General features: G+C 36.2%; 26 protein-coding genes. 11 read left to right on the top strand and 15 right to left on the bottom strand.

The window, feature by feature from the left end; genetic code table 11:
- Positions 1 to 13: 13 nt before the first annotated feature.
- The 10 genes from ACXKY9_RS05560 to ACXKY9_RS05515 form a co-directional block, all read right to left on the bottom strand.
- On the bottom strand, positions 14 to 556 hold the full coding sequence (locus ACXKY9_RS05560; RefSeq protein WP_002196304.1) for a spore coat CotO family protein: 543 nt from the start codon (positions 554 to 556) through the stop codon (positions 14 to 16).
- 141 nt (positions 557 to 697) lie between these two features.
- Positions 698 to 1,468, bottom strand: coding sequence for an enoyl-ACP reductase FabI (fabI, locus tag ACXKY9_RS05555; protein WP_000421886.1), 771 nt, complete (start codon positions 1,466 to 1,468; stop codon positions 698 to 700).
- A 108-nt stretch (positions 1,469 to 1,576) separates the two neighbouring features.
- The gene (gene rfbD, locus ACXKY9_RS05550; protein ID WP_000664656.1) at positions 1,577 to 2,431 is read right to left on the bottom strand and encodes a dTDP-4-dehydrorhamnose reductase; all 855 of its coding nucleotides are present in this window, start codon (positions 2,429 to 2,431) and stop codon (positions 1,577 to 1,579) included.
- A 12-nt stretch (positions 2,432 to 2,443) separates the two neighbouring features.
- Positions 2,444 to 3,415 (bottom strand): dTDP-glucose 4,6-dehydratase, encoded by a 972-nt coding sequence (gene rfbB, locus ACXKY9_RS05545; protein ID WP_001024159.1) that lies wholly within the window; start codon positions 3,413 to 3,415, stop codon positions 2,444 to 2,446.
- A 15-nt stretch (positions 3,416 to 3,430) separates the two neighbouring features.
- On the bottom strand, positions 3,431 to 3,976 hold the full coding sequence (rfbC, locus tag ACXKY9_RS05540) for a dTDP-4-dehydrorhamnose 3,5-epimerase (protein WP_000869415.1): 546 nt from the start codon (positions 3,974 to 3,976) through the stop codon (positions 3,431 to 3,433).
- 8 nt (positions 3,977 to 3,984) lie between these two features.
- A complete protein-coding gene (locus ACXKY9_RS05535) occupies positions 3,985 to 4,722 on the bottom strand; it encodes a sugar phosphate nucleotidyltransferase (protein WP_000676160.1) in 738 nt (245 codons plus the stop codon).
- Between the two features lie 14 nt (positions 4,723 to 4,736).
- A complete protein-coding gene (locus ACXKY9_RS05530; protein WP_000651531.1) occupies positions 4,737 to 5,417 on the bottom strand; it encodes a glycosyltransferase family protein in 681 nt (226 codons plus the stop codon).
- 14 nt (positions 5,418 to 5,431) lie between these two features.
- Complete coding sequence (locus ACXKY9_RS05525; protein ID WP_001271187.1) at positions 5,432 to 6,118, bottom strand: glycosyltransferase family protein; 687 nt, start codon at positions 6,116 to 6,118, stop codon at positions 5,432 to 5,434.
- Positions 6,115 to 6,804, bottom strand: a complete 690-nt coding sequence (locus tag ACXKY9_RS05520) for a class I SAM-dependent methyltransferase (RefSeq protein ID WP_001078432.1) — start codon at positions 6,802 to 6,804, stop codon at positions 6,115 to 6,117. The genes ACXKY9_RS05525 and ACXKY9_RS05520 overlap by 4 nt, the downstream gene beginning before the upstream one ends.
- Positions 6,805 to 7,015: 211 nt before the next feature.
- Positions 7,016 to 8,113 carry a glycosyltransferase gene (locus tag ACXKY9_RS05515; RefSeq protein WP_000932913.1) on the bottom strand — a complete coding sequence of 366 codons (1,098 nt, stop codon included), beginning with the start codon at positions 8,111 to 8,113 and terminating at the stop codon, positions 7,016 to 7,018.
- A gap of 165 nt (positions 8,114 to 8,278) precedes the next feature.
- Here ACXKY9_RS05515 and ACXKY9_RS05510 point away from each other — a divergent pair, with 165 nt between their 5' ends.
- The 7 genes from ACXKY9_RS05510 to ACXKY9_RS05480 all read left to right on the top strand — a co-directional run bounded on the left by ACXKY9_RS05510 (position 8,279) and on the right by ACXKY9_RS05480 (position 15,720).
- Positions 8,279 to 9,148: a BclA C-terminal domain-containing protein gene (locus tag ACXKY9_RS05510; RefSeq protein WP_000069731.1), complete on the top strand. Its 870-nt coding sequence runs from the start codon at positions 8,279 to 8,281 to the stop codon at positions 9,146 to 9,148.
- Positions 9,149 to 9,270: 122 nt separating this feature from the next.
- Positions 9,271 to 10,116 carry a TylF/MycF family methyltransferase gene (locus ACXKY9_RS05505; RefSeq protein WP_000444386.1) on the top strand — a complete coding sequence of 282 codons (846 nt, stop codon included), beginning with the start codon at positions 9,271 to 9,273 and terminating at the stop codon, positions 10,114 to 10,116.
- Between the two features lie 183 nt (positions 10,117 to 10,299).
- The gene (locus ACXKY9_RS05500) at positions 10,300 to 11,052 is read left to right on the top strand and encodes a class I SAM-dependent methyltransferase (protein WP_001292838.1); all 753 of its coding nucleotides are present in this window, start codon (positions 10,300 to 10,302) and stop codon (positions 11,050 to 11,052) included.
- A gap of 13 nt (positions 11,053 to 11,065) precedes the next feature.
- Entirely contained in the window at positions 11,066 to 11,992 is a 927-nt protein-coding gene (locus ACXKY9_RS05495; protein ID WP_002004643.1) for a glycosyltransferase family 2 protein, read from the top strand.
- A 238-nt stretch (positions 11,993 to 12,230) separates the two neighbouring features.
- Complete coding sequence (locus ACXKY9_RS05490; RefSeq protein ID WP_000654700.1) at positions 12,231 to 13,391, top strand: FtsW/RodA/SpoVE family cell cycle protein; 1,161 nt, start codon at positions 12,231 to 12,233, stop codon at positions 13,389 to 13,391.
- 76 nt (positions 13,392 to 13,467) lie between these two features.
- Positions 13,468 to 14,208: a bis(5'-nucleosyl)-tetraphosphatase PrpE gene (prpE, locus tag ACXKY9_RS05485; protein WP_000872695.1), complete on the top strand. Its 741-nt coding sequence runs from the start codon at positions 13,468 to 13,470 to the stop codon at positions 14,206 to 14,208.
- 123 nt (positions 14,209 to 14,331) lie between these two features.
- A complete protein-coding gene (locus ACXKY9_RS05480; protein ID WP_000730516.1) occupies positions 14,332 to 15,720 on the top strand; it encodes a peptidase G2 autoproteolytic cleavage domain-containing protein in 1,389 nt (462 codons plus the stop codon).
- A gap of 48 nt (positions 15,721 to 15,768) precedes the next feature.
- On the opposite strand, the gene ACXKY9_RS05475 is transcribed toward ACXKY9_RS05480, so the two are convergent.
- From ACXKY9_RS05475 to ACXKY9_RS05460, 4 genes are read right to left on the bottom strand one after another with little or no spacing between them, the layout of a single operon-like run.
- The gene (locus ACXKY9_RS05475) at positions 15,769 to 16,662 is read right to left on the bottom strand and encodes an RluA family pseudouridine synthase (protein ID WP_001079131.1); all 894 of its coding nucleotides are present in this window, start codon (positions 16,660 to 16,662) and stop codon (positions 15,769 to 15,771) included.
- Between the two features lie 14 nt (positions 16,663 to 16,676).
- On the bottom strand, positions 16,677 to 17,474 hold the full coding sequence (locus ACXKY9_RS05470) for an NAD kinase (RefSeq protein WP_000673190.1): 798 nt from the start codon (positions 17,472 to 17,474) through the stop codon (positions 16,677 to 16,679).
- Positions 17,475 to 17,492: 18 nt separating this feature from the next.
- Positions 17,493 to 18,131, bottom strand: coding sequence for a GTP diphosphokinase (gene yjbM, locus ACXKY9_RS05465; protein ID WP_001081482.1), 639 nt, complete (start codon positions 18,129 to 18,131; stop codon positions 17,493 to 17,495).
- A 30-nt stretch (positions 18,132 to 18,161) separates the two neighbouring features.
- Positions 18,162 to 18,533 (bottom strand): UPF0738 family protein, encoded by a 372-nt coding sequence (locus ACXKY9_RS05460; protein ID WP_001180006.1) that lies wholly within the window; start codon positions 18,531 to 18,533, stop codon positions 18,162 to 18,164.
- 144 nt (positions 18,534 to 18,677) lie between these two features.
- Between ACXKY9_RS05460 and ACXKY9_RS05455 the strand changes: the two genes are divergently transcribed.
- The 4 genes from ACXKY9_RS05455 (at position 18,678) to ACXKY9_RS05440 (ending at position 21,119) form a co-directional block, all read left to right on the top strand.
- On the top strand, positions 18,678 to 19,256 hold the full coding sequence (locus ACXKY9_RS05455; RefSeq protein WP_000191125.1) for a CYTH domain-containing protein: 579 nt from the start codon (positions 18,678 to 18,680) through the stop codon (positions 19,254 to 19,256).
- A gap of 168 nt (positions 19,257 to 19,424) precedes the next feature.
- Positions 19,425 to 19,823 (top strand): globin domain-containing protein, encoded by a 399-nt coding sequence (locus ACXKY9_RS05450; protein ID WP_000043386.1) that lies wholly within the window; start codon positions 19,425 to 19,427, stop codon positions 19,821 to 19,823.
- Positions 19,823 to 20,716 carry a ClpXP adapter SpxH family protein gene (locus ACXKY9_RS05445; RefSeq protein WP_000360656.1) on the top strand — a complete coding sequence of 298 codons (894 nt, stop codon included), beginning with the start codon at positions 19,823 to 19,825 and terminating at the stop codon, positions 20,714 to 20,716. The genes ACXKY9_RS05450 and ACXKY9_RS05445 overlap by 1 nt, the downstream gene beginning before the upstream one ends.
- A 229-nt stretch (positions 20,717 to 20,945) precedes the next feature.
- Positions 20,946 to 21,119: a hypothetical protein gene (locus ACXKY9_RS05440; RefSeq protein ID WP_000750355.1), complete on the top strand. Its 174-nt coding sequence runs from the start codon at positions 20,946 to 20,948 to the stop codon at positions 21,117 to 21,119.
- A 130-nt stretch (positions 21,120 to 21,249) separates the two neighbouring features.
- On the opposite strand, the gene pepF is transcribed toward ACXKY9_RS05440, so the two are convergent.
- Entirely contained in the window at positions 21,250 to 23,076 is a 1,827-nt protein-coding gene (gene pepF, locus ACXKY9_RS05435) for an oligoendopeptidase F (RefSeq protein ID WP_000003348.1), read from the bottom strand.
- Positions 23,077 to 23,084 lie beyond the last annotated feature (8 nt).

The following is a 23,084-nucleotide window of genomic DNA, read 5'->3' as shown; positions in this document are numbered from 1 at the left end:
CACCTTTACATATTTAAAAACCGGCCATACTAATCGATTGGATATCATCTATAGACAACCTAATATCTCTCATACTATTTTGCGGCATAATAGATACAATGCCATGACGATACGATATGATCGATCCAACATATGAGACTGTAGCTGTTTTTATTCTGCATCTTACTTTCGGAATGTAATGAGGGCGGTTTAGTAAAAAATGAATTTTTTCATCATTATTCATATCCTTAAATGATTTATTATACGGGACAGTTCTTACTGGTTCTGGTTCTTGCTCTTCTTGTTCTATGTGTTCTTCTTTTTCTTCTTCTATTTTTTCTTCCACTTGCTGCTCTTCTTGTTGTTCTTGTTCTATTACCTCTTCCACAGCACTTCTTACAATATTTTCTTGTCTATTACTTTTCTCTTTTTGATCTTCATTTTCAAAGTTTGTCAGGATAATCCTTTTTATTTTCGGTGCAGCAAGTTCTAAACTTACTTGCGTGATATATAACAACGGTTTTCCAACTGTTGAACTTTTATTTTTATTCTTCACACTCGTCCCTCCCACTTCCATACGTAGCTAAATAAATCGTGTACTATTATAGTTATATTCATCACGTGGTAAGAACTTTCGTTAAAAATCGTTCTTTCTAAGAACAAATAAAAAGGACAATCTCAGCATTTAGAGATTGTCCTTTAAAAATTAATATTATATTTATCCTAGGATATGATACCCTGAATCAACATGAATGTTTTCTCCTGTTACACCGCGTGCTAAATCACTGAATAGGAATACTGCTGTATCGCCAACTTCTTCTTGCGTTGTTGTACGACGAAGTGGTGCGCGCTCCTCAATTTCTCTTAAGATTGAGTTGAAATCGCCTACACCTTTTGCAGATAACGTACGAATTGGTCCTGCAGAAATAGCGTTAACACGAATACCGTGTTGACCTAAATCGTTCGCTAAATATTTCACGCTCGCTTCTAATGAAGCTTTCGCAACACCCATAACGTTATAATTTTTCACAACGCGCTCGCCGCCAAGGTATGTTAATGTTAAAATATTTCCGCCTTCTGTCATTACTTTCTTCGCTTCTCTTGCTACAGCTGTTAAAGAGAATGCGCTAATATTTTGTGCAAGTAAAAATCCATCGCGAGAAGTATCTACAAATTCACCTTTTAAGTCATCGCGATTTGCAAAAGCAATACAATGTGCTACACCGTGAATAGTACCTACTTCTTGTTTAATTGTTTCAAAGCAAGCTGTAAGTTCCTCATCATTCGTTACATCACAAGGTAATACAAGTGATTCTTGTCCTTCTAATGTGTCCGCTAATTCACGAACGTTTCTTTCTAAACGTTCTCCTGCATATGTGAATATTAATTTTGCACCTGCATTATGCAAAGAGCGAGCTATTCCCCATGCAATACTTCTTTGGTTCGCAACGCCCATAACAACAAATGTTTTCCCTTGTAATAGTTCCATGATATATCCTCCCAGAAATACTTATACTTGTTATTAGTACCTGATACTATAATTATAGTACCATAAAACCGCTTAAAGGCAAACAAAAAAGTCATTAACAGAAATTTGTTAATGACTTTTGGTTTCTATAAAAAACCGCTCTAATCCTTCTTCCCAAGACGGCATTTGTGAAAAACCATTTAATCGTAGCATGTTATGTTGAAAAATAGAATATTTGGGCCTCGCAGCCGCAGCCCCGAATTCTTCCGTTGAAACAGGTAATACATTCACTTTCATATTGGCGTACGAAAATATCTTTTGTGCAAATTCAAACCAAGAGCATGAGCCTCTGTTTGATACGTGGTATGTACCGTATAAAGAAGTATGAATGAGCTTATTAATAACCATATTTAAATCCGCCACATACGTAGGAGAGCCAACTTGATCCGCTACAACAGATATTTCATTTCTTTCTTTTCCTAATCGCATCATCGTTTTGACAAAATTATTTCCATATTTACCATATAGCCACGATGTGCGAACGATAAAATATTTATTATGTAACTCTTTGACAAACTGCTCCCCCGCATACTTAGAGGCCCCATATATATTTATCGGCGCTGGACTATGAAATTCGTCGTATCCATCTGGTCTGGCGCCTTGAAATACATAATCAGTACTAATATAAACTAGCTTCGCTCCTACTAATTGTGAAGCAACCGCTACATTTCGAGCTCCGATTGCATTTATTCTATATGCAAGGTCCTGTTCTTTCTCCGCATGATCTACTTTCGTATAAGCAGCACAATGAATAATTATATGTGGTTTTATTTCTTGTACCACTTGTTGTATTCGGGATATATTTGTCACATCTAATAACTTTTTATCAAATGGATATATATCATATTCTTCAGAGTCTAACTCTTCAAATAGTTGCTTTCCTAATTGACCGTTTGCTCCTGTTATGATAACCCTCTCTTTCATTTAACATGCCCCTTACTGGTCTTTTAGTGGTTTCCACCATTCCTTATTCTTTTCATACCATTTCACCGTCTCTTGTAATCCTTGTTCAAACGTATATTTCGGTTCCCAATCAAATTCATTCTTCATTTTCTCTGCATCAATCGCATAACGACGATCGTGCCCTAAACGATCTGTAACATATTCAATGTCTTTTTTTGTTTTTCCTAAAAGATTAATAATTTGTTCCACAACTTCTACATTTGTTTTTTCATTATTTCCACCTATATTATATACTTCTCCTACACGCCCCTTATGCAGAACAACGTCAATCGCACTGCAATGATCCGTTACATGTAACCAATCTCTTACATTTAATCCATCGCCATATAACGGTAATTTTTTTCCTTCCAGTGCATTCGTAACCATTAACGGAATTAATTTTTCAGGATATTGATACGGCCCGTAGTTATTGGAACAACGCGTTACTATAACTGGTAATTGATATGTTTTATAGTAAGATAGAGCTATCATGTCCGCACTCGCCTTACTTGAAGAATATGGACTATTTGGAGCTAACGGTGTTTTCTCTGTAAACTTCCCTGTTTTTCCTAAAGAGCCATACACTTCATCCGTTGACACTTGCACAAGTTTTATATGCGAATATTTTTTAACTAGTTCTAATAAAGTGACCGTTCCAATTACATTTGTATCATAAAAAGGAATCGGATTTTCAATACTACGGTCCACATGTGATTCAGCTGCAAAATTTACAATCACTTGTACATCCCGCTCTTTTATAACGTGTTCTAATAGCTCTCCATTTTGAATTTCTCCCTTTACAAAAGAGTAATTCGGGTGATCCAGAAGAGATTTTACGTTATTTAAATTCCCGCTATATGTTAAGGCATCGTAATTAATAATTTTATATGTTTCATAACTTTGTAGCATGTAATGAACGAAATTACTTCCAATAAATCCAGCCCCACCTGTTACTAATATATTCATAAACAACGCTCCTACTTAAAAACTATCTTCATATTCCTCTAATAATGGTAATATCTGATCCTTATCGGACAATATAGGATCGGTTACTGGCCAAGGAATTGCTAAATCTTTATCTTCCCAAAGTAATCCTGAGTCATGCTCTGCGCTATAATATTCATCTACTTTATACATAACGATAGTATGCGGAACAAGCGTGCAAAATCCATGCGCAAACCCTTTTGGCACTAGTAATTGCCGATGGTTATCTGCACTTAAAATATATCCTTTCCATTGTTTAAATGTTGGTGATTTTTTTCGTAAATCAACGATAACATCATAAATTGCCCCTTGCATAACTTGAATGAGTTTCGTTTGTGCTTTCGGTTTTTTTTGAAAGTGTAGTCCCCGAATCGTTCCTGCCTTAGCCGAATAAGATACGTTATCCTGTACAAATGAATACGTTATCCCTAATGTTTCTAGCACCTGCTTATTATAACTCTCTGAAAAAAAGCCACGCTCGTCTCCAAACAACCTCGGTTCTAACAATTTTGCATCGGTAAAATTTGTTTCTACAACTTTCATATTCTCACCTATTCTCCGTTAAACTGTTTCCCAAAATTAATATCACGCGCTAACGTATTCGCCTTTTGAAGCGAAGCATGAGTTCCCGCATCAGTCCACCAGCCGCTCATTTCATTATAAGTAAGTACCCCTCGTTTTAAATACCAATTATTTATATCTGTAATTTCAAGTTCTCCCCGTGCAGAAGGTTTTAATTCTTTAATATAAGAAAAGACTTTCGAATCATACAAATAAATTCCCGTAACCGCATAAGAACTTTTCGGCTCTTTCGGCTTTTCTTCAATTTCAACTATTTTTCGGTTTTGAATATGTGCTACGCCAAATCTTTCGGGATCTTCTACAGATTGCAATAGCACTTTCGCACCTTCTTTTTGATTTGCAAACTCTTCAACATACGGAAGAATATCATCTGAAAAAATATTATCCCCTAATATAACTACCATACGATCATTCCCGACGAAATCTTCACAAAGCCCTAACGCCTGTGCGATCCCGCCCGCTTTATCTTGCACACGATACGTAAAGGACACTCCAAATTCATGACCACTCCCTAAAAAGCTAACAACATCCCCCATATGCTCTTTACCCGTAATAATCATAATATCTGTAATATCGCATTGTTTTAGCTTATATACCGCATGATAAATCATCGGATACCGACCAACAGGAAGTAAATGTTTATTCGTTACTTTCGTTATTGGATATAATCTCGATCCAGTACCACCTGCTAAAATAATTCCTTTCACTTTTCATCTCTCCTTTATGATGGAGATAATATATCTTTGTAATGTTCTACAAACACTTTCCGGTACTTCTCATATGTATCCGCATCAAACTCATCCCCGTTGTAATGAATACACCATAAATTTGCTTGATTTGGGATACCAATTAAATAACCAGCCCTTTGAAACTCTAAAGACTGTGACACATCATAAAAGTGAAACCCTTGAAACAAATCTTCTCGCCACGGAATATCATACTGCGTTGCCATGAATAAACCATCAATTGCCTGAACTGACAAAAATGGTTGATTACCATAAAAAACCTGATCTAAATTTAATAATTGATAATTCCGTCTTCTATACTCAATCACTTTCCCTACTAAATTTTTTCCTTCCCACCATATCCCGTTATTCGGTAAAAACTGAGCCCCAGCGACTCCTATTAAACCAAGCTTTTCATTTTCTTTAAAAAGAGATATAAGTGTAGAAAACACGTCTCGATTAATAAGATATGTATCTTGATGTATATACACTTTGTATTTCGCTGGATATGAAAGGGCTCGGTTGTATGCACTTGCCATACTTTGCGCATCTCGTATCGGAAAAATTTGCACGACATAACCAGAGGGAACAAAAATGTTTCTTATTTGGCTCTCACATTGTTTGAAAAGCTCCTCATTATTTACACAAACAACGACTAATATTGTATGATCTTTCATTTTTGTCCCCCCTTTTATTCTTCCTTATTTACATCTGACATATAGTGTTCCACAAATATTTTCCGATACTTTTCATAGTTCGTCATATTCACATCAAAATGATAATGGATACACCAAGCATCGCGCTGTACAGGTACACCGACTGTATATCCTGCTTTTTTAAATTCAAATGATTGAGATACATCATAAAAATCAAATCCGTCAAATAAGTCTTCTCGCCACGGAACATCATATTGTGTCGCCATTAATAAACCATCAATACATTCTACAGGAATAAATGTTTTTGATTCATGATACGGTTGTTCTAAACTTGCCATATAAAACAAATCATTCATATAACCAATGACTTTTCCTACAATTCCACGCCCTTCGTTCCATACGCCAGTCGGAGGAACATATTGCGCTCCAACCATCCCAATCATCCCAAGGTTTTCATGTTCCTCAAATAATTGAAGTAATCCGTATAAAAAAGCCCTATTTATAATAAAAACATCTTGATGTAAATACACTTTATACTTCGCTGGATGCGAAATGGCTTGATTGTATCCACTCGTCATACTTTTCGCATTTCGAATCGGCATAAATTGGACAATATACCCTGGCGGTACTAACAATTGCAATATATGTCGCACGCAGTTTGCATACAATTTCCGATCATTTATGCATGTAACAAATAATATTGTTTTGTCTGCAGCACTCATAATTGTGATTTTTCAGCTTCAATAATATACTGAAATACAACTGTCTCAGCCATGAAGCCACTTCCAAGACGATATTTTTTACAAATTCCATATAACTCCTCAATAAGCGGCTCATACATTTTATGATCAACATATACACGATCTACTTTACTAATTGAATATCCTGCTTTTAAAAACATTCTTAGCATTTCATTGAATGTAAAGAAACGAATATGTGTTTTATCTAATAAACCATATTCTGTATACGTCCAATTTCCAGCAAGTAAGGGAGCTAATACTGAAATATGAGCAACGTTTGGTATACTTGCTAAAATCACACCATTTTGCTTTATATATGGCTTAACCTTTTCAATCACAGCCCACGGATCAAATAAATGCTCTAATACATCCCCAAATAGGACGCAATCAAATTGCCCCTCCTCATAAGGAAGATCTATTTTTTCTATATCCCCTAAAATAACATGATCTAGTCTTTCCTTCGCTTTTTCTGCCGCCTCTGGAAATGCCTCTATTCCTGATACACGTGTACCGTTTTCTTTAATAGCTGCTCCCAATGCACCGCTCGAGCAACCAATATCAAGAACTTCTTTCCATTCCTTTTTTATATGCTTTAATAAATTCGGATTCGCTGCATTATAATAATGCTCGGATTTTTCTTCATATAAAGAACTTTTTTCGCGATTCATTTCACACACTCCTTATGCAAATTGAATTAGAAATATAAATCTCATATGAATTCTATAAAGTGCAGATTTTGTTCATCCCCCAATGATTATTAGCCCGCAAATAGCAGTATAAAATCTTTTATTTATATTGGTTACGTTACTGATACTCTAATATATAACCAATCTATTAGAGTTAGAATAGCGATAAATCATTTCTAAAAAACGAAACCTATTACACTTTATATGGTTTATCAAAAACTCCCCGAAAATATTTACGGTTATATTCAATTGCAGCATTATTCGGAACATAAGAAGCTGCTAATTCATTGTAATAATACGCTTTATCCTGCTCCCCTAACCTGCTATAACAAATACACATTTGTAAATAGGGTAGCCATGTGTAGCTAGCTGGACTATGGAAAGGACTTTCCGTTGCCATTGGTACTTCCGTGGCAAGTTTAAACCAAAATATCGCTTCATTATATTTTTCTTGTTCCATATATATATATCCTATTCTTGTACAATTCTCTCCTCTAGGGACGTCATACCGAAACGACTTCACACAAGATTCGATTGCCTTCTCCCACATTCCTAGCTTTGCATAGCAATCTCCTAACTTACCACATGCATAAATTTTCTCTTCATACCATCCTTCGTCTTGATTAAGAAATGTTTCATATAGAAGAACTGCATCATCATATTTTTGGTTATCCGTAGATTCATTTGCGTAATAAAATAAATCTCTCGGACTTAATTCTTCACCTGCCGCTACAGTATTTTGAAAAATTTTCAAATTACGATTTGTTACTTTTTTTTCTTTTTTATGTGTAATAGCAACATTACTACTAAAAACCTCACCAGAAATAGCTAAATACTCATGAACCTTTCCAAACCATTGAAATTGTTTTTCACGCTTTACAAGTCGATTTCTTTTTGTACAATATAAAGGTTTCCCGTTAGAATCCATTGCAAGATGATAAGGCATCGAAACAGCATCAATTTTAGGATCTAATTCTCTTTTTAAAAGTTTCAATGCTTCTTGAGCATCTTCTAATAAGACATCATCTGCATCTAGCCACAATATATACTCTTGCGTCGCTTTTGAAAAAGAAAAATTTCTTGCTGCTGCAAAATCATCAATCCACTGGAAATCATATATGTTAGAAGTGTATTTCTCTACGATTTCTTTCGTTCGATCGACGGAACCTGTATCAACTACTATAATTTCATCCACAATTTTTTCAACTGTTTCTAAACAACGGGCTATTGTCTCCTCCTCATCTCGAACAATCATACATAAACTAATTGTAATTCCTTGCTTGTTCAACATAATCACCCTCTTCCAAATCAATCATATGTTATACATATACTAAACTTTCCATTTTTTTAAATTGTTCAAGTAGTTTAAGATTTCTTTTCAATAATTCAAATGTCCGTGTCATTTTCTTTCGGTTTTGCATCTACTATATAATGAACGCTTTATGGAGGTGAATTTATGTCAAATAATAATTATTCAAATGGATTAAATCCCGATGAATCTTTATCAGCTAGTGCATTTGACCCTAATCTTGTAGGACCTACATTACCACCGATACCACCGTTTACCCTTCCGACTGGGCCGACCGGGCCGACTGGACCGACTGGACCTACGGGGCCGACTGTACCTACCGGGCCAACTGGACCGACTGGGCCAACTGGACCTACGGGACCTACAGGACCTACAGGACCGACTGGTGGCACTGGGACTACTGGACCTACGGGGCCTACTGGTGGCACTGGGACTACTGGACCTACGGGGCCTACTGGTGGCACTGGGACTACTGGACCTACGGGGCCGACTGGTGACACTGGGGCTACTGGACCTACAGGGCCGACTGGTGACACTGGGGCTACTGGACCTACGGGGCCGACTGGGGCTACTGGGGCTACTGGACCGACTGGACCGACTGGACCATCTGGACTAGGGCTTCCAGCAGGATTGTATGCATTTAACTCCGCTGGGATTTCTTTGGATATTGGACTTAATGCTCCAGTACCATTTAATACTGTTGGATCTCAGTTTGGTACAGCAATTTCTCAATTAGATCCTGATACTTTCGTAATTAGTCAAACTGGATTCTATAAAATTACCGTTATCGTATACACTGCAGCAGTAAGTCTATTAGGAGGACTTACAATCCAAGTAAATGGGGTATCTGTTCCAGGTACTGGGGCCACTTTAATCTCAGTTGGAGCACCTATCGTTGTTCAAGCAATTACGCAAATTACGACAACTCCATCATTAATTGAAGTAATCGTTACAGGGCTTGGGCTATCATTAGCTGTTGGTACAAATGCATCTATTATTATTGAAAAAATCGCTTAAATTTTTACTTAGCAGTAAAACTGATATCAGTTTTACTGCTTTTTCAATTTCAAATTCAATCATGAAACATTCGCTATCTACATAATCATATTGTTGTATGACATTTTGCAGGAGGCACAAATATGGAAAGTAAATCTGCTGTTCAGCTTTATCTCGAATTGCTAAAGAAGACCATTTTATTTGAAATATGGTTAGAATATGAGGCATACTTACCCGCATCTCTACATATTTCAAAAGAACTAGAATTCGAGCCAGTTACAGTCCCCCTCCCTTTATTCATTAAGCAATATGCTGAAAACCATAACTTAAAAATTGTAAAACCAAATGTTTCAAAAAGTGAACGCCATGATGGAATGGATTGGCCAAGAGCAGCACATAGCATGATCGGTCGAGAACGTATGAACCAATTACAAGAGGCAATGGAAACCGTTGTTCGTGAAAATATAGAGGGAGATTTTATTGAAACAGGTGTATGGCGCGGAGGATCGTGCATTTTTATGAATGGTTTTTTACAAGCAAACAACATTACGAATCGTAATGTGTGGGTCGCTGATTCATTTGAAGGTTTGCCAGCACCGAATCTAGAACAATATCCAAAAGATTACGGTGATTATTTGCACACATTCGATTATTTACGCGTCTCTTTAGAACAAGTACAAGAGAATTTCAAAAAATATGATTTACTAAATGATCAAGTGAAATTTTTAAAAGGCTGGTTTAAAGATACTTTACCAACAGCACCAATTGAAAAAATAGCAATTGCACGGCTTGATGGTGATATGTACGAATCCACAATGGATGGTCTCGTGAACTTATATGATAAAGTTTCTAAAGGTGGCTATATAATTATCGATGACTACGGGCTACCGCCATGCGCTGAGGCTGTGACAGACTTTAGAAACCAACGAAATTTAAAAGCCCCTATTACTAAAATTGATGTATTTGGCGTTTATTGGAGAAAAGAATAAAAAAGATTTAATCTATAGGAGATTTCATTTTCACTCATCCTTCTCTCACTTCTAATCCAATTAAGTATTCTTTTTCGGAATCTCCTTACATATAACAATTGTTTTCCTGTGTTCTCTCAATACAAATTGAAAATTTTATTAATAGATTTACTGCATCTTCTCATACAAGAAAGGGGTATACTCATGAGTGAACTTAACAAAGAAATGACTTTACTCCCCCCTCCTGAACTCGTCCAATATGTAGGTGGCGACTTCAAAAAAGTTGGAAAAGAGTTCCTAAAGCATTTTATTCAAATTGGCGCTTTAAAACCAAATGAAAAAGTATTAGATGTAGGCTGCGGCGTCGGTCGAATGGCTGTACCATTATTGAATTACTTAAATGATGATGGAGCGTATTATGGATTTGATTTGTTTAAAGATGGAATTACTTGGTGCCAAAATAACATTTCAACTATGCGTAATAATTTTCACTTTGAACATGTTGACATATACAATCAATTCTATAATCCAGAAGGAAAAGAAGATGCCTCTCAATATCGTTTCCCCTATGAAGACGGGACATTCGATTTTATCTTTTTAACTTCTGTATTTACGCATCTTCTCCCAAAAGAATTAGAACATTACGTATCTGAAATTGTACGTGTATTAAAAAAAGACGGGAGATGTTTCATTACATTCTTTCTTATAAATCCTGAATCGTCCTATTATTTAAATGCAGGACAAAGTACATTAGGTTTTTATCATCGAATCGAAAATTGCTACGTTGTAAATAAAGATATTCCGAATTTCGCAGTTGCTTATCCTGAGACAGATATTTGCAATCTATTGAATAAGTACGGCCTAGAAATAATCAATAAGCCGCATTACGGTTTATGGTGCGGCAGACATGAATATACAAGTTACCAAGATATTGTTCTTACAAAAAAAAGCTTCTGAAAGGAAGTTATGTATGATGAATGAAAAAAATCCACCTCTCGTTTCCATCCTTATTCCCACTTATAATCGGCCTCATTATTTCAAAATTGCTCTAGAAAGTGCATTGGCACAAACTTATTCTAATATTGAAATCATCATCGGAGATGATAGTACAAATGATGAAACAGCAACTTTAATACGCGAACAATACTTACCAAATTATAAAAATATAACATACATTCGAAATATTCCTACTCTAGGACAATTTCACAATGACCTTATGCTCATAGAAAAATCAAATGGTGAGTATATAAATTTTTTAATGGACGATGACGTGTTTTATAAGCATAAAATACAAAAAATGATGACCTATTTTGAGCAAGATCCCAATAAAAATCTTGCTCTTGTTACTTCTTATCGAGTACGCATTGATGATCATGGAAATCTAATAGGTGATTCCCATCCAACACAAAGGTTATATAGTGAAGACACCCCATTAAACGGGATATTTTTAGGTAATTGGATGTTAAAAGGTGGACACAACATTATCGGTGAGCCTACAACTACCTTGTTCCGAAAGGAATTGCTCACTGAACCTTTTGGCACTCTTAAAGAGCGACAATATTCTTGTAGTGTTGATATGGCCTCATGGATTTCTTTACTTTCTAAAGGAAATGCAATATACATTTCTGAGCCTTTAAGTCAATTTCGCTACCATGCTGGACAACAAATACACAATAAGCTCCTTCAAGGTTGTGAAGATTTCACACACCTCGTTATAACAGCAAAAGAATATGGCTTTTTACAAAATACTACAGACTATAGAGCAGCTCTACTTAGTGCTTACCAATGGTGTAAAAGTTCCTTAAAATACTATCTTCATCAACTAGATATTTTTCCTGACGCACATGTACGTCTTTCCCATTGTTTGGATATAATTATTAAAGAGTTAAACAATTAAACTACTCTGCAAAATTAAAAGTGTATGGACTATATGTGAATCATTCGTATAGTTCATACATTCTTTCTCATACTATAAAGTGAAACTTTAATCAGCTCTCACCAATCGGGCTTTTACGGGCAGTTGATCCCCCACCTAACTTCTTCGCTTTCGCTGAATTTTGAGGTAGGGGTCTTACTGCCCATTAATGCGGGATAAAATCCATTACTATAAAGAGCAGTAGAAAGGAATACCTACATTGAAAGATCCAAATTCTCAATATCAAATAGACTACGTATTACTATTTATTTTATTTGCCATTGGGATTGTTAGTTGTTGTGCTATTGCAAGTGCGCAAGCCTCTTTACCGCCATTTTTACAAAACGTCAATTTTGTACTAAAGCAAATCCAATGGTATTTCATTGGATTTATAGCCATTGGTGTTATTATGATTATCGACTTCGATCGTTATCAAAAAATTGCTTGGTATTTGTACAGCTTTGCAATGGTACTACTTATTGGACTAGAACTTCAAGTACCAGGTGCCGTTACAATTAAAGGCGCTACCGCTTGGTACAGGCTCCCAGGCATCGGAAATTTTCAGCCTTCTGAAATTATGAAATTATTTTTAATTATCGTCATTGGACGAATTATAGCAAACCATAATGAGAAATATTTTTCCCAAACAATACATGACGATTTTTTACTACTTGGAAAAATATTTGCAACAAGTTTGCCACCACTACTACTCATCGCAAAGGAACCAGATTTAGGAAATACAATGGTCATTTCAGCGATGCTTGCAGCAATGATACTAGTTTCTGGCATACGATGGCGTTTTATTTTCGGATTAGTTTCAGCTACTTTCGTTGCTGGAACTACATTAATATATATTTTTTTTACTCACACAGATTTCTTTAAAGCACACATTTTAAAAGAATATCAATTAAATCGCTTCTACGGATGGTTAGCACCTTACAAATATGATGCACAAGGCTATCAATTAAGACAAGCATTCTTAGCGACTGGATCCGGAGAAATGCAAGGAAAAGGGTGGGAAAATGGACAAGTATATTTTCCAGAACCACATACAGATTTTATTTTCACTAATGTCGCTGAACAATTTGGATTTCTAGGCGCAAGTGTCATTATTTCTCTTTTTTTCTTACTCATTTTTCGAATGATTCATATTGCTTTAGAAAGTAATGATCCTTTCGGTAGTTACATTTGCGCTGGTACAATCGGAATGTTTACTTTCCAAGTATTCCAAAATATCGGGATGACAATCGGATTACTTCCCATTACAGGGATAACATTACCTCTTATGAGCTACGGAGGAAGTTCACTGCTTACATACATGATTGCGATTGGATTCATTTTAAATGTTCGCTCAAGAACGAAAATCTTTATGTTTAAATGAACAACACAAAAACGCTATATTTTTATCTCTATCCTTTTTTAGATATACTAATGAAAAATACGATGGAGGTTTAAATATGAAATATGACATTATAGGAGATATTCATGGATGCTTCCAAGAGTTTCAAAATTTAACAGAGAAGCTAGGATATAACTGGAGTAGCGGTCTACCGGTTCACCCTGACCAACGTAAACTTGCATTCGTTGGCGATATTACAGACCGTGGTCCTCATTCATTACGTATGATTGAAATTGTATGGGAACTTGTCATACATAAAAAAGAAGCTTATTACGCTCCTGGAAATCACTGTAATAAACTATATCGATTTTTCCTTGGGCGTAATGTAACAGTCGCTCACGGACTTGAAACAACTGTTGCTGAATATGAGGCACTTCCTCCTAATAAGCAAAACATTATAAAAGAAAAGTTTATCACTCTTTATGAACAATCACCGCTCTACCACATACTAGATGAAAAAAGAGTAATCGTATGTCACGCTGGGATTCGGCAAGATTACATAGGAAGACGAGATAAAAAAGTACAAACCTTTGTATTATATGGCGATATTACAGGAGAAAAGCATGCCGATGGCTCACCTGTCCGTCGCGATTGGGCGCAAGAATACAAGGGGCAAGCTTGGATTGTATATGGACATACACCAGTAACAGAACCTCGATTCGTCAATCAGACAGTCAATATTGATACTGGTGCTGTATTTGGTGGCAAATTAACCGGATTACGTTATCCTGAAATGGAGACTATCTCTGTCCCTTCTTCTTTACCTTTTGTCGCTGAGAAATTCCGTCCAATTTCATAACTACCTTACTTAGCATTATTTAGGCAGATCTCATATAAAACTAGGTAAAGTAATTAAAAAAAGATGCAATAAAGTGCATCTTTTTTTAATTACACTACATATAATGTCGCAGGAGGTGACAGAATGAAGAAAAAATCTTCTAAACAAAAAAGAAAATTTCCCCCTTTATATCTGCCCATGTACGGAATTAACAACTGGTGTAGTATTCGGGCTGCAGCGATAGAAGAACTGGAAGAACAAGAGTCATCAAAAAAAAGCAAAGTAAAACCAACATATGTCTCTTTAGAAAATGCTGTGATGAGCCGCATAATCGATCGCAGAAAAATAAAGATGCAACAAAAAAATAAACAGCTCTCAAATCAAGATGAACAGGTAATACATTCTAATCAAGCAGAAGAAAAGACGGAAGAAAATATTTCTGTAGCAATAAATAAAAAAGTGGAACCAGAAATTCCAGCTGCTATTATAAACAAAGTAAAAAAAATAAAAGAGGCATTGGCTTCATCGAATGATATACAAACTGAAAAACCCCTCATAATTGAGACACCTACACCTGAAAATACAAAAGTTAAAAGGGGCGGCCGATATGCATATGCAGAGGGGCTTCACTCTCATGCGGAGGGCATGGCAGCACATGCGGAAGGCTTATTAACACACGCAAAAGGTTCTTTCTCTCATGCAGAAGGATCAAACTCAAAAGCAACTGGACATAGTTCGCATAGTGAGGGAAGTGAAACGACAGCAGGCGGGGCTTATTCTCATGCGGAGGGTAAACAGACAATTGCTTTAGGCGAAGCAGCACACGCAGAAGGAAACGCAACTATCGCTAACGGATCCTCTTCTCATGCGGAAGGTCATCATACATCAACAGCTCATTTTGCAGGTAGCCATATTATGGGGCGCTTCGGCATTGCAGAAGAAGCTTATTCTTGGTTTATTGCAAATGGTGTAAGCGACACCGACCATAATATCGGGGCTAAATGGCTTGCTCATAATGGAGAAATGTACATTGAGGGCGCGTCTTACAATGCAAGCGGAACGGATTTTGCACAAATGTTTGAAACCGAAGGTTATAAACCTATTGATGTCGGTTATTTCGTTACATTTAGTAACGAAGAAAAAATTCGGATAGCTACTTCACGCGATTCGTTCATTTTAGGAATATCTAGTGCAACCCCTGCCCTTATAGGAAATAGCGGGGCTTTAAGTTGGCAAAAACGTTATAAAACAGATAACTTTGGAAAACGCCAATATGTATGGACGGAAGCCGAAGAAATACAACCTCTTTTAAATACAGAATGGGATCCAACTTGCAAATATGTAGCAAGAAAAGATCGCGCCGAGTGGCTTCCTGTCGGATTAATTGGACAAATGTTAGTACGTGATGACGGCACTTGCGAAGCACATGGATATTGTCGTCCAAATGACAATGGCATTGCTACAAAAGCCGAAAGTGGATTTTTCGTTATAAAGCGTACGGGTGAAAACCAAATTTTAATATTATTCCGCTAAGAAAAAAGGGAACAAAATTCTTTATAATATAAGAATTTTGTCCCCTTTTTAAGTATGCCGCAACACTTCTTGCATATCGCTTGGAAGCTTTATAGTGAAAGACATCTCTTTCTCTAAAATAGGATGATAAAACGTCAAAGATTTACTATGAAGTGCTTGCCGTTTCATTTCATCCCTTCTCCCTCCATATAAGCTATCACCAAGTAACGGATGTCCTATATGAGCCATATGCACACGAATTTGATGCGTTCTTCCTGTCTCAAGCTCAAGCGCTACATGTGTCTTATGATATGTACTATCAATTACCTTAAAATGAGTAACTGCCCTTTGTCCATCCTCACAAACCGTTCGCTCAATAATGCTATCAGATTTTCGACCAATTGGTGCATCAATCATTCCTTCTCGTTCTACAATCTTTCCGTGAACAATTGCTTCATACGTTCGTTTCACAGCTTTTTGTTGATGCTGCTTCGATAAAAGATGATGCACGAAACGATTTTTTGCAATAAGCATAAGCCCCGAAGTATCACGATCTAAACGTGTTACGATGTGCACTGTACTTGCAAGGTGCTGCTTATCATAATGAGATAAAAGCGCATTGGCAACACTCCTTGTCGGATGTTCTCTAGACGGAATCGTTGACATGTTCGCCTCTTTATTAATGATAAGAACCGCGTCATCTTCATATACAATGCTTAAAGGGATATCTTCTGCCATCATCCCTTCACTTCTTTCCTCAACTGGAAAAAAGACACGTAATTCTTCACCAGCACGCAACTGATGACGAACACTCGCATGTTGACCATTTACTTCAATTGCCCCGCCGTGAAACTTTATATCCGTTAAAGCGGCTTTAGAAATACATTTCGTTTTCAAAAATTCCCTAACTAAAGTTCCCTCTTCAGCCGGACCTATATCCCATTTCAATGTAAATCTGTTCAAATATATAACCCTTTCTATTTATCCGCAACAAACGAGTCACGAACTCGTTTCCAGAACGGGAATGGACGGAAACGAACAAATCGTACTTTCTCGTTTGCGACCCGATACTGGATTGATTTCACATCTTGATGAACCATCGTTAAATGATCCACTGTAATTTGTAAGTTCATTCCTGCAGCTGGCTTTAACACACATGTATGATGCTTCGGCAATACGAGCGGCGATCCTACAGTACGAAATACACGATTGTTAATGGACGCCATTTCTGCAATTTGTATCGCTTCAATAGATGGGTGAATAATCGCTCCGCCAAGCGCTTTATTATACGCGGTACTTCCTGAAGGAGTAGAGATACATAGGCCGTCTCCGCGGAATGTTTCAAAATATTCTCCGCGTATTTCTACTTCTGTTACTAATGTACCTTCTGCACTTTTTACAGTCGCCTCATTCATCGCTAAATACTGTGACTCTTTACTTCCATTCACATAGCGAATAATAACTTCTAAAAGCGGATATTCCACCACTTGGAATGGTGTTTTCGCAATTGCAATTACTAATTTCTCTACTTCTGTCGGTAACCAATCTGCATAGAAACCTAGATGTCCTGTATGTACACCAACAAATGCTGTTTCATCCAATCGATTATAATAACGATGAAACGCATATAAAAGCGTTCCATCTCCCCCAACAGAAATTACAATATCGGGTTCCTTTTCATCCATTATAAATCCAAAATCTAGCAAGTACTCTTTCATCGTGCTTGCCAGTGTATCTGATGATTGATCTCCCTTTGACATAATTGTAAATTTCATCGCCCAACACCCTTTAGTTTATGATTCAGAATCTTTCGTTTCTTGCTTTCTTGAAAAAGCCTTTTGCGCTTCTTGAATTTCAAGACGAATAGAAGACATTTCTTCATCTAATAAAAACGCCGCTTCAGCTGCACGTTGCAACCTTATTTTAATATCTTCAGGAAAACGTCCACTATATTTATAATTTAAAGAATGCTCAATTGTTGCCCAAAAGTTCATTGCTAGCGTGCGTATTTGGATTTCTACCAATACTTTTTGTTCACCCTGAATCGTTTGAACAGGATAACTAATGACAACATGATAAGAACGATAACCACTATCTTTCTTTTGCGTAACATAATCACGTTCTTCCACGATTTCAAAGTCATTTCGTTTTCGAAGATATTCTACAACAGGCTTAATCTCATCAACAAATTGACACATCATTCTAAGCCCAGCAATATCCTGCATATCTTCTCTCAATCGGTCTAGCGGTACATTTCTCTTCTCCGCTTTATCAATAATACTTGCAACCGACTTTACCCTTCCTGTTACAAACTCAATTGGAGAATGCTCTGTTAACATTGCAAATTGAGTACGCATTCCTTTTAGTTTCACTTTCAGCTCTGCCACCGCTTGGTGGTAAGGTGCTAAAAATTCTTCCCAATTTCGATTCATTTCAACCACCACCAAAATCAATCCATTTGCTTATAGAAATACTTTTTCTACAGCAGTTACTAGTTCTTCTCCGTAATTTGCATTACCTTCAATATTTTCAACTAAATATTCTACTTCTTCTTTTAATCCTTCTAATTCCATTTCAATGTCATTCACGCGAACGAACATAACCACATCGCTATTCATCGCTTCATGCATTGCTTCCCAGCATGTGTGCGGAATACTTACATAAATGAAAGATGATTCATTTTCTAAGATATATAAAAATGATAAATTGTCTGAGTCTACAAGTACGTGATTACGCGCACTTAACTCCTTTACCTCTATTTCACTATTTTCCGCACAAAAAATAAGAGCATTCTCTCTCTTTTCTACGCTCTTAACTTGGATTTTATTTTGCATGCTCTAACTCCTCCATCTCAACTTCCTGTCTTACTTAACAGTATTATTGTATCATAACATGGACGCAAACAAATAAAACATTGAACCAAATTTATGAAAAAGCGATAATGTGTAAAGAATTATTTTTCAAAAGGAGATTATACAATGACACAAGAAATTGAAATTGAATTCAAAAATATCGTTACAAAAGAAGAATTCGATACATTATGTAAATCGTTTTCTATTGAAGCATTTACAAAACAAGTGAATCACTACTTTGAAACACCTGACTTCTCGTTAAAAGAAGCTGGCTCTGCACTTCGTATTCGTCATAAAGGAAAAACTTATACGTTAACGTTGAAACAACCTGCAGAAATTGGTTTATTAGAAACGCATCAAGTCGTAACAGAAGACGAAGCAAAAATGATGATGGAAACAAACACAATCATTCAAGGAGCAGTAGTAGATCAATTACACAAATTACAAATTCCTGTTTCTGCTTTAACATATATGGGTAGTTTAACAACAGAAAGAGCAGAAACATTATTTAAAGGCGGAACGCTTGTCTTTGATCATAGTTTCTATTACAATCACGATGATTATGAAATTGAATTTGAAGTGCAAGATGAAGAAACAGGAAAAGCTGCATTTATTGATTTATTAACGCAACATAACATACCCGTTCGCCATACAAATAACAAAGTAAAACGCTTTTTCCTTGCCAAACAAAACAAAGCACGCTAAAGTGAAAATTCCACTAGTGAATATGTTTCACTAGTGGATACATCTCACTAAAAAAGGTTACACCCGTAGAATAAGCAAAGAATCTTTGAGAAGGCTGTTTATTTGCCCTCTCGAACATTCCATTGCTACAATAGATATACATTTCATGGAAAAAGGAGTTTATAAAGGATGAGCAAGCAACCGATGACACCATTTGAAGCAATTGGCGGTGAACAATGCATTGCAATATTAGTAGATACATTTTATTCCTATGTCAGTAAACACCCTGACTTATCTCCCATCTTCCCGGAAGATTTAACAGAAACCGCTAGGAAGCAGAAGCAATTTTTAACCCAATATTTAGGTGGTCCTAATTTGTACACTGAAGAACATGGTCATCCTATGTTAAGAGCACGCCATCTCCCGTTTGAGATTACCCCAAAACGAGCAGAGGCTTGGCTATCATGTATGGAGCAAGCAATGGATGATACTGGAGTGCATGGTCATATAAGAGAGTTTGTTTTTGAACGTTTAGCATTAACCGCTCAGCATATGGTTAATACTCCAAACGAAACAGGTGAAGTGTAATGGATAAGCAGGAAGCAAAGCATATAAATATGCCATCTCCTTCCGCATGCGAGCATAAGTCTGTAGAAGCATATTTATTTATTGATCCACTTTGTAAAGATTGCTGGGAAATTGAGCCTTTTATTATTAAACTATGGCTTGAATACGGGAAATACTTCTCTATTCGTCATATCGTAACAGGGAAAGTGGATGGAACGAACGCTTCCTCACACAAATGGAATAAACCTGCTAATATTCGATTTGTGTGGGAAAAGACAACCAGTTTACAAGGTTTTTCATGTGATGGAAAGGTACATATGCAAGAAGCATCGTCAACACCATATTTAGTTTCGATGGCAATTAAGGCAGCGGAGTTGCAAGGCCGAAAAGCAGGTTCGAAGTTTTTGCGAAAACTCCAAGAATACATTTTCCTTGAAAATGTATCAAACCCTGATTGCGAACTATTACTTGCATGTGCGAGAGATAGCAATATTGATGTAGAAGAATTTAAAAAAGATCTACATTCTGCTAGTGCAAAAAAAGCTTTCCAATGTGACTTGAAATTCACGAATGAAATGCATATTACAGAAATACCTTCCCTCGTCTTTTTTCATGCGAACTCAGATGAAGAAGGTATTAAAATCGCTGGAAATTATTCCTACGATGTATACGTACAATTATTGAAAGAACTTGTAAAATGTGAAATTGAGCCAGAACCATTACCACCTTTAGAAGTGCTACTAGAAGCAACACAATTTATATCTTCAAAAGAAGTAGCATTTATTTATGACTGTCCGCAGCAAGAAATTGAGCGCGAACTAAAAAAATTACAACTGAAACGAAAAGTACAAATGATTGAAGTAAAATGCGAACGTTATTGGAAATGGATAGCAAAAGAAAAAGACCTGGTGTAAACACCAGGTCTTTTTCTTTACGGCTTATAAAAATATTAAAGGGGATGGGAGAAATTTTCACGTTCAAACAAAGGGGTATATGTTTGTATGTGAATTCGTTCACGCTTATTATATTACAAGATTCGACGTCAGATGACAACCCCTTTTGTCGAATTTCACACTTTTGTCACATTCTAAACGTTTTCATTTTTGAATAAGCTATAAAAAAGGTCATTTAGGGGGTTTATTTATGAAAAAATCTTATATTGCTCTTCTCTTTCTAGCTGTCATCGTTTCTTTTTTCTTGTACATCCTCTCTCTACTACAAGCTTTTCCTAAAATTATTGCCTTACCTCTTTTATTCGGAATCATCGTTATCACACTCTCTTATTTCAATTATAAAAAACGATTCAAAGGGTTTTAAGTTCAAAAATCAGCCGTAAAGCTATCCTTTCAGTTAGAAAAAATAAAGAAATTCATCTTTTTTTCAACAAATATCGACATTAAATCTATTCAACAAAAAAGACGAGGATACAATCCCTCGTCTTTTTTCATTACTTTTCTTCAAATAATAATGCTTCTAATTCATTTAATTTCTCTTCAAATACTTGTAGTGCCTCTTTTACTGGTTCAGGAGATGCCATATCTACTCCTGCTTTTTTCAGCACTTCAATTGGATAATCAGAGCTTCCTGCTTTTAAGAACTCGTTAATATAACGTTCTACTGCTGGTTGTCCTTCTTCTAAAATCTGTTTAGATAGAGCTGTCGCTGCACTAAATCCTGTTGCGTATTGATATACGTAATAGTTGTAGTAGAAGTGTGGAATACGAGACCATTCTAAACCAATCTCTTCATCGATTACTAAAGCGTCACCGAAATATTTCTTATTTAAATCGTAGTAAATTTCCGTTAGCATGTCTGGCGTAACAGCATGTCCTTCTTGTACTTTCTTATGAATAATATGTTCAAACTCTGCAAACATCGTTTGACGGAATACAGTACCACGGAACCCTTCTAAATAATGATTTAATAAATATAGACGCTCTTTCTTATCTTCTGTCGTTTTTAATAAATAATCATTTAGAAGCGCTTCATTACAAGTAGATGCCACTTCTGCTACGAAGATGGAATAATCACCATATACGTGCGGTTGTGTTTTTCTTGTATAGTAACTATGCACCGAATGACCAAACTCATGAGCAAGTGTAAATAAATTATTTACATTATCATGCCAGTTCATTAAAATATACGGATTTGTTCCATATGCACCAGATGAATATGCCCCGCTTCGTTTTCCTTTATTCTCATACACATCTACCCAGCGATTTTCATATGCCTCTTTCAAAATATCAACATATTCATCACCAAGTACGTTTAAAGATTTTAATAAAAGGTCTTGCGCTTCTTCGTATTTCACATTCATTTTCACTTCTGGTACAAGTGGTGTATATAAATCATACATATGAAGCTCATCAAGTCCTAGTGCACGCTTACGAATATCGATGTAACGGTGTAATAAATGTAAGTTGTCATTTACTGTTTCAACGAGTTGATCGTATACTGCTTCCGGAATATTATTATTGCTCAATGCAGCTTGGCGAGCAGAATCATATTTACGAACACGCGCATTGAAATTATTACGTTTTACTGCTCCACTTAACGTACTTGCGAATGTGTTTTTAAATTTTCCGTACGTTTCATATACAGCTTTAAATGCATCTTTGCGAACACGAGGATCATCACTTTCTAAAAACTGAATGTAACGGCCATGTGTAATTTCTATTTCTTCTCCGTCTTCCCCTTTAATAGATGGGAATTTTAAATCCGCGTTATTCAACATACCGAATGTATTGCTTGATGAACTCATTACTTCAGATGCTTCCGCTAATAAAGCTTCCTCAGCTTCTGATAATACGTGCGGGCGTTGACGTGTAATTTCTTCTAATGCATGTTCATATACACTTAAATCTCTATTTTCCTTCAAGAATGTTTGCAGTGTATCTTCTGAAATCGATAAAATTTCAGGAACAATATACGCTGTGCTACTAGATACTTGTGAATATAAATTTGTTGCGCGATCATTTAATGCTTGATATACAGAGTTTGTTGTATCTTGATCGTAACGCATATGAGCATATGTATATAACTTACCTAATCGCATTGAAATTTCATCTTCATATTGCAATGCCTCAAGTAAATTGTCCGCAGAGTCACCAAGTTTCCCTTTAAATTCAGTTAACTTCGGCAATAGCTCTTTAATAGCTTGAAATTCTTTTTCCCATTCTGCATCCGTTTGGAAAATATCTTCTAATCGCCACGTACTTGCTTCTTCAATCTCGTTGCGATCTGGTAATGCTTTCGCTTTGTTTTGTTCAGACATTCTTTAAG

The organism is Bacillus sp. 2175, assembly GCF_057812155.1.
This window is presented reverse-complemented; position numbering and strand designations above follow the sequence as displayed.

Bases quoted from the DNA above. Each gene is read 5' to 3' on its own strand.
- ACXKY9_RS05560 (WP_002196304.1), bottom strand. From the start codon at position 556: ATGGAAGTGGGAGGGACGAGTGTGAAGAATAAAAATAAAAGTTCAACA.
- fabI (WP_000421886.1), bottom strand. From the start codon at position 1,468: ATGGAACTATTACAAGGGAAAACATTTGTTGTTATGGGCGTTGCGAAC.
- rfbD (WP_000664656.1), bottom strand. From the start codon at position 2,431: ATGAAAGAGAGGGTTATCATAACAGGAGCAAACGGTCAATTAGGAAAG.
- rfbB (WP_001024159.1), bottom strand. From the start codon at position 3,415: ATGAATATATTAGTAACAGGTGGGGCTGGATTTATTGGAAGTAATTTC.
- rfbC (WP_000869415.1), bottom strand. From the start codon at position 3,976: ATGAAAGTTGTAGAAACAAATTTTACCGATGCAAAATTGTTAGAACCG.
- ACXKY9_RS05530 (WP_000651531.1), bottom strand. From the start codon at position 5,417: ATGAAAGATCATACAATATTAGTCGTTGTTTGTGTAAATAATGAGGAG.
- ACXKY9_RS05525 (WP_001271187.1), bottom strand. From the start codon at position 6,118: ATGAGTGCTGCAGACAAAACAATATTATTTGTTACATGCATAAATGAT.
- ACXKY9_RS05520 (WP_001078432.1), bottom strand. From the start codon at position 6,804: ATGAATCGCGAAAAAAGTTCTTTATATGAAGAAAAATCCGAGCATTAT.
- ACXKY9_RS05515 (WP_000932913.1), bottom strand. From the start codon at position 8,113: ATGTTGAACAAGCAAGGAATTACAATTAGTTTATGTATGATTGTTCGA.
- ACXKY9_RS05510 (WP_000069731.1), top strand. From the start codon at position 8,279: ATGTCAAATAATAATTATTCAAATGGATTAAATCCCGATGAATCTTTA.
- ACXKY9_RS05505 (WP_000444386.1), top strand. From the start codon at position 9,271: ATGGAAAGTAAATCTGCTGTTCAGCTTTATCTCGAATTGCTAAAGAAG.
- ACXKY9_RS05500 (WP_001292838.1), top strand. From the start codon at position 10,300: ATGAGTGAACTTAACAAAGAAATGACTTTACTCCCCCCTCCTGAACTC.
- ACXKY9_RS05495 (WP_002004643.1), top strand. From the start codon at position 11,066: ATGATGAATGAAAAAAATCCACCTCTCGTTTCCATCCTTATTCCCACT.
- prpE (WP_000872695.1), top strand. From the start codon at position 13,468: ATGAAATATGACATTATAGGAGATATTCATGGATGCTTCCAAGAGTTT.
- ACXKY9_RS05480 (WP_000730516.1), top strand. From the start codon at position 14,332: ATGAAGAAAAAATCTTCTAAACAAAAAAGAAAATTTCCCCCTTTATAT.
- ACXKY9_RS05470 (WP_000673190.1), bottom strand. From the start codon at position 17,474: ATGAAATTTACAATTATGTCAAAGGGAGATCAATCATCAGATACACTG.
- yjbM (WP_001081482.1), bottom strand. From the start codon at position 18,131: ATGAATCGAAATTGGGAAGAATTTTTAGCACCTTACCACCAAGCGGTG.
- ACXKY9_RS05460 (WP_001180006.1), bottom strand. From the start codon at position 18,533: ATGCAAAATAAAATCCAAGTTAAGAGCGTAGAAAAGAGAGAGAATGCT.
- ACXKY9_RS05455 (WP_000191125.1), top strand. From the start codon at position 18,678: ATGACACAAGAAATTGAAATTGAATTCAAAAATATCGTTACAAAAGAA.
- ACXKY9_RS05450 (WP_000043386.1), top strand. From the start codon at position 19,425: ATGAGCAAGCAACCGATGACACCATTTGAAGCAATTGGCGGTGAACAA.
- ACXKY9_RS05445 (WP_000360656.1), top strand. From the start codon at position 19,823: ATGGATAAGCAGGAAGCAAAGCATATAAATATGCCATCTCCTTCCGCA.
- ACXKY9_RS05440 (WP_000750355.1), top strand. From the start codon at position 20,946: ATGAAAAAATCTTATATTGCTCTTCTCTTTCTAGCTGTCATCGTTTCT.
- pepF (WP_000003348.1), bottom strand. From the start codon at position 23,076: ATGTCTGAACAAAACAAAGCGAAAGCATTACCAGATCGCAACGAGATT.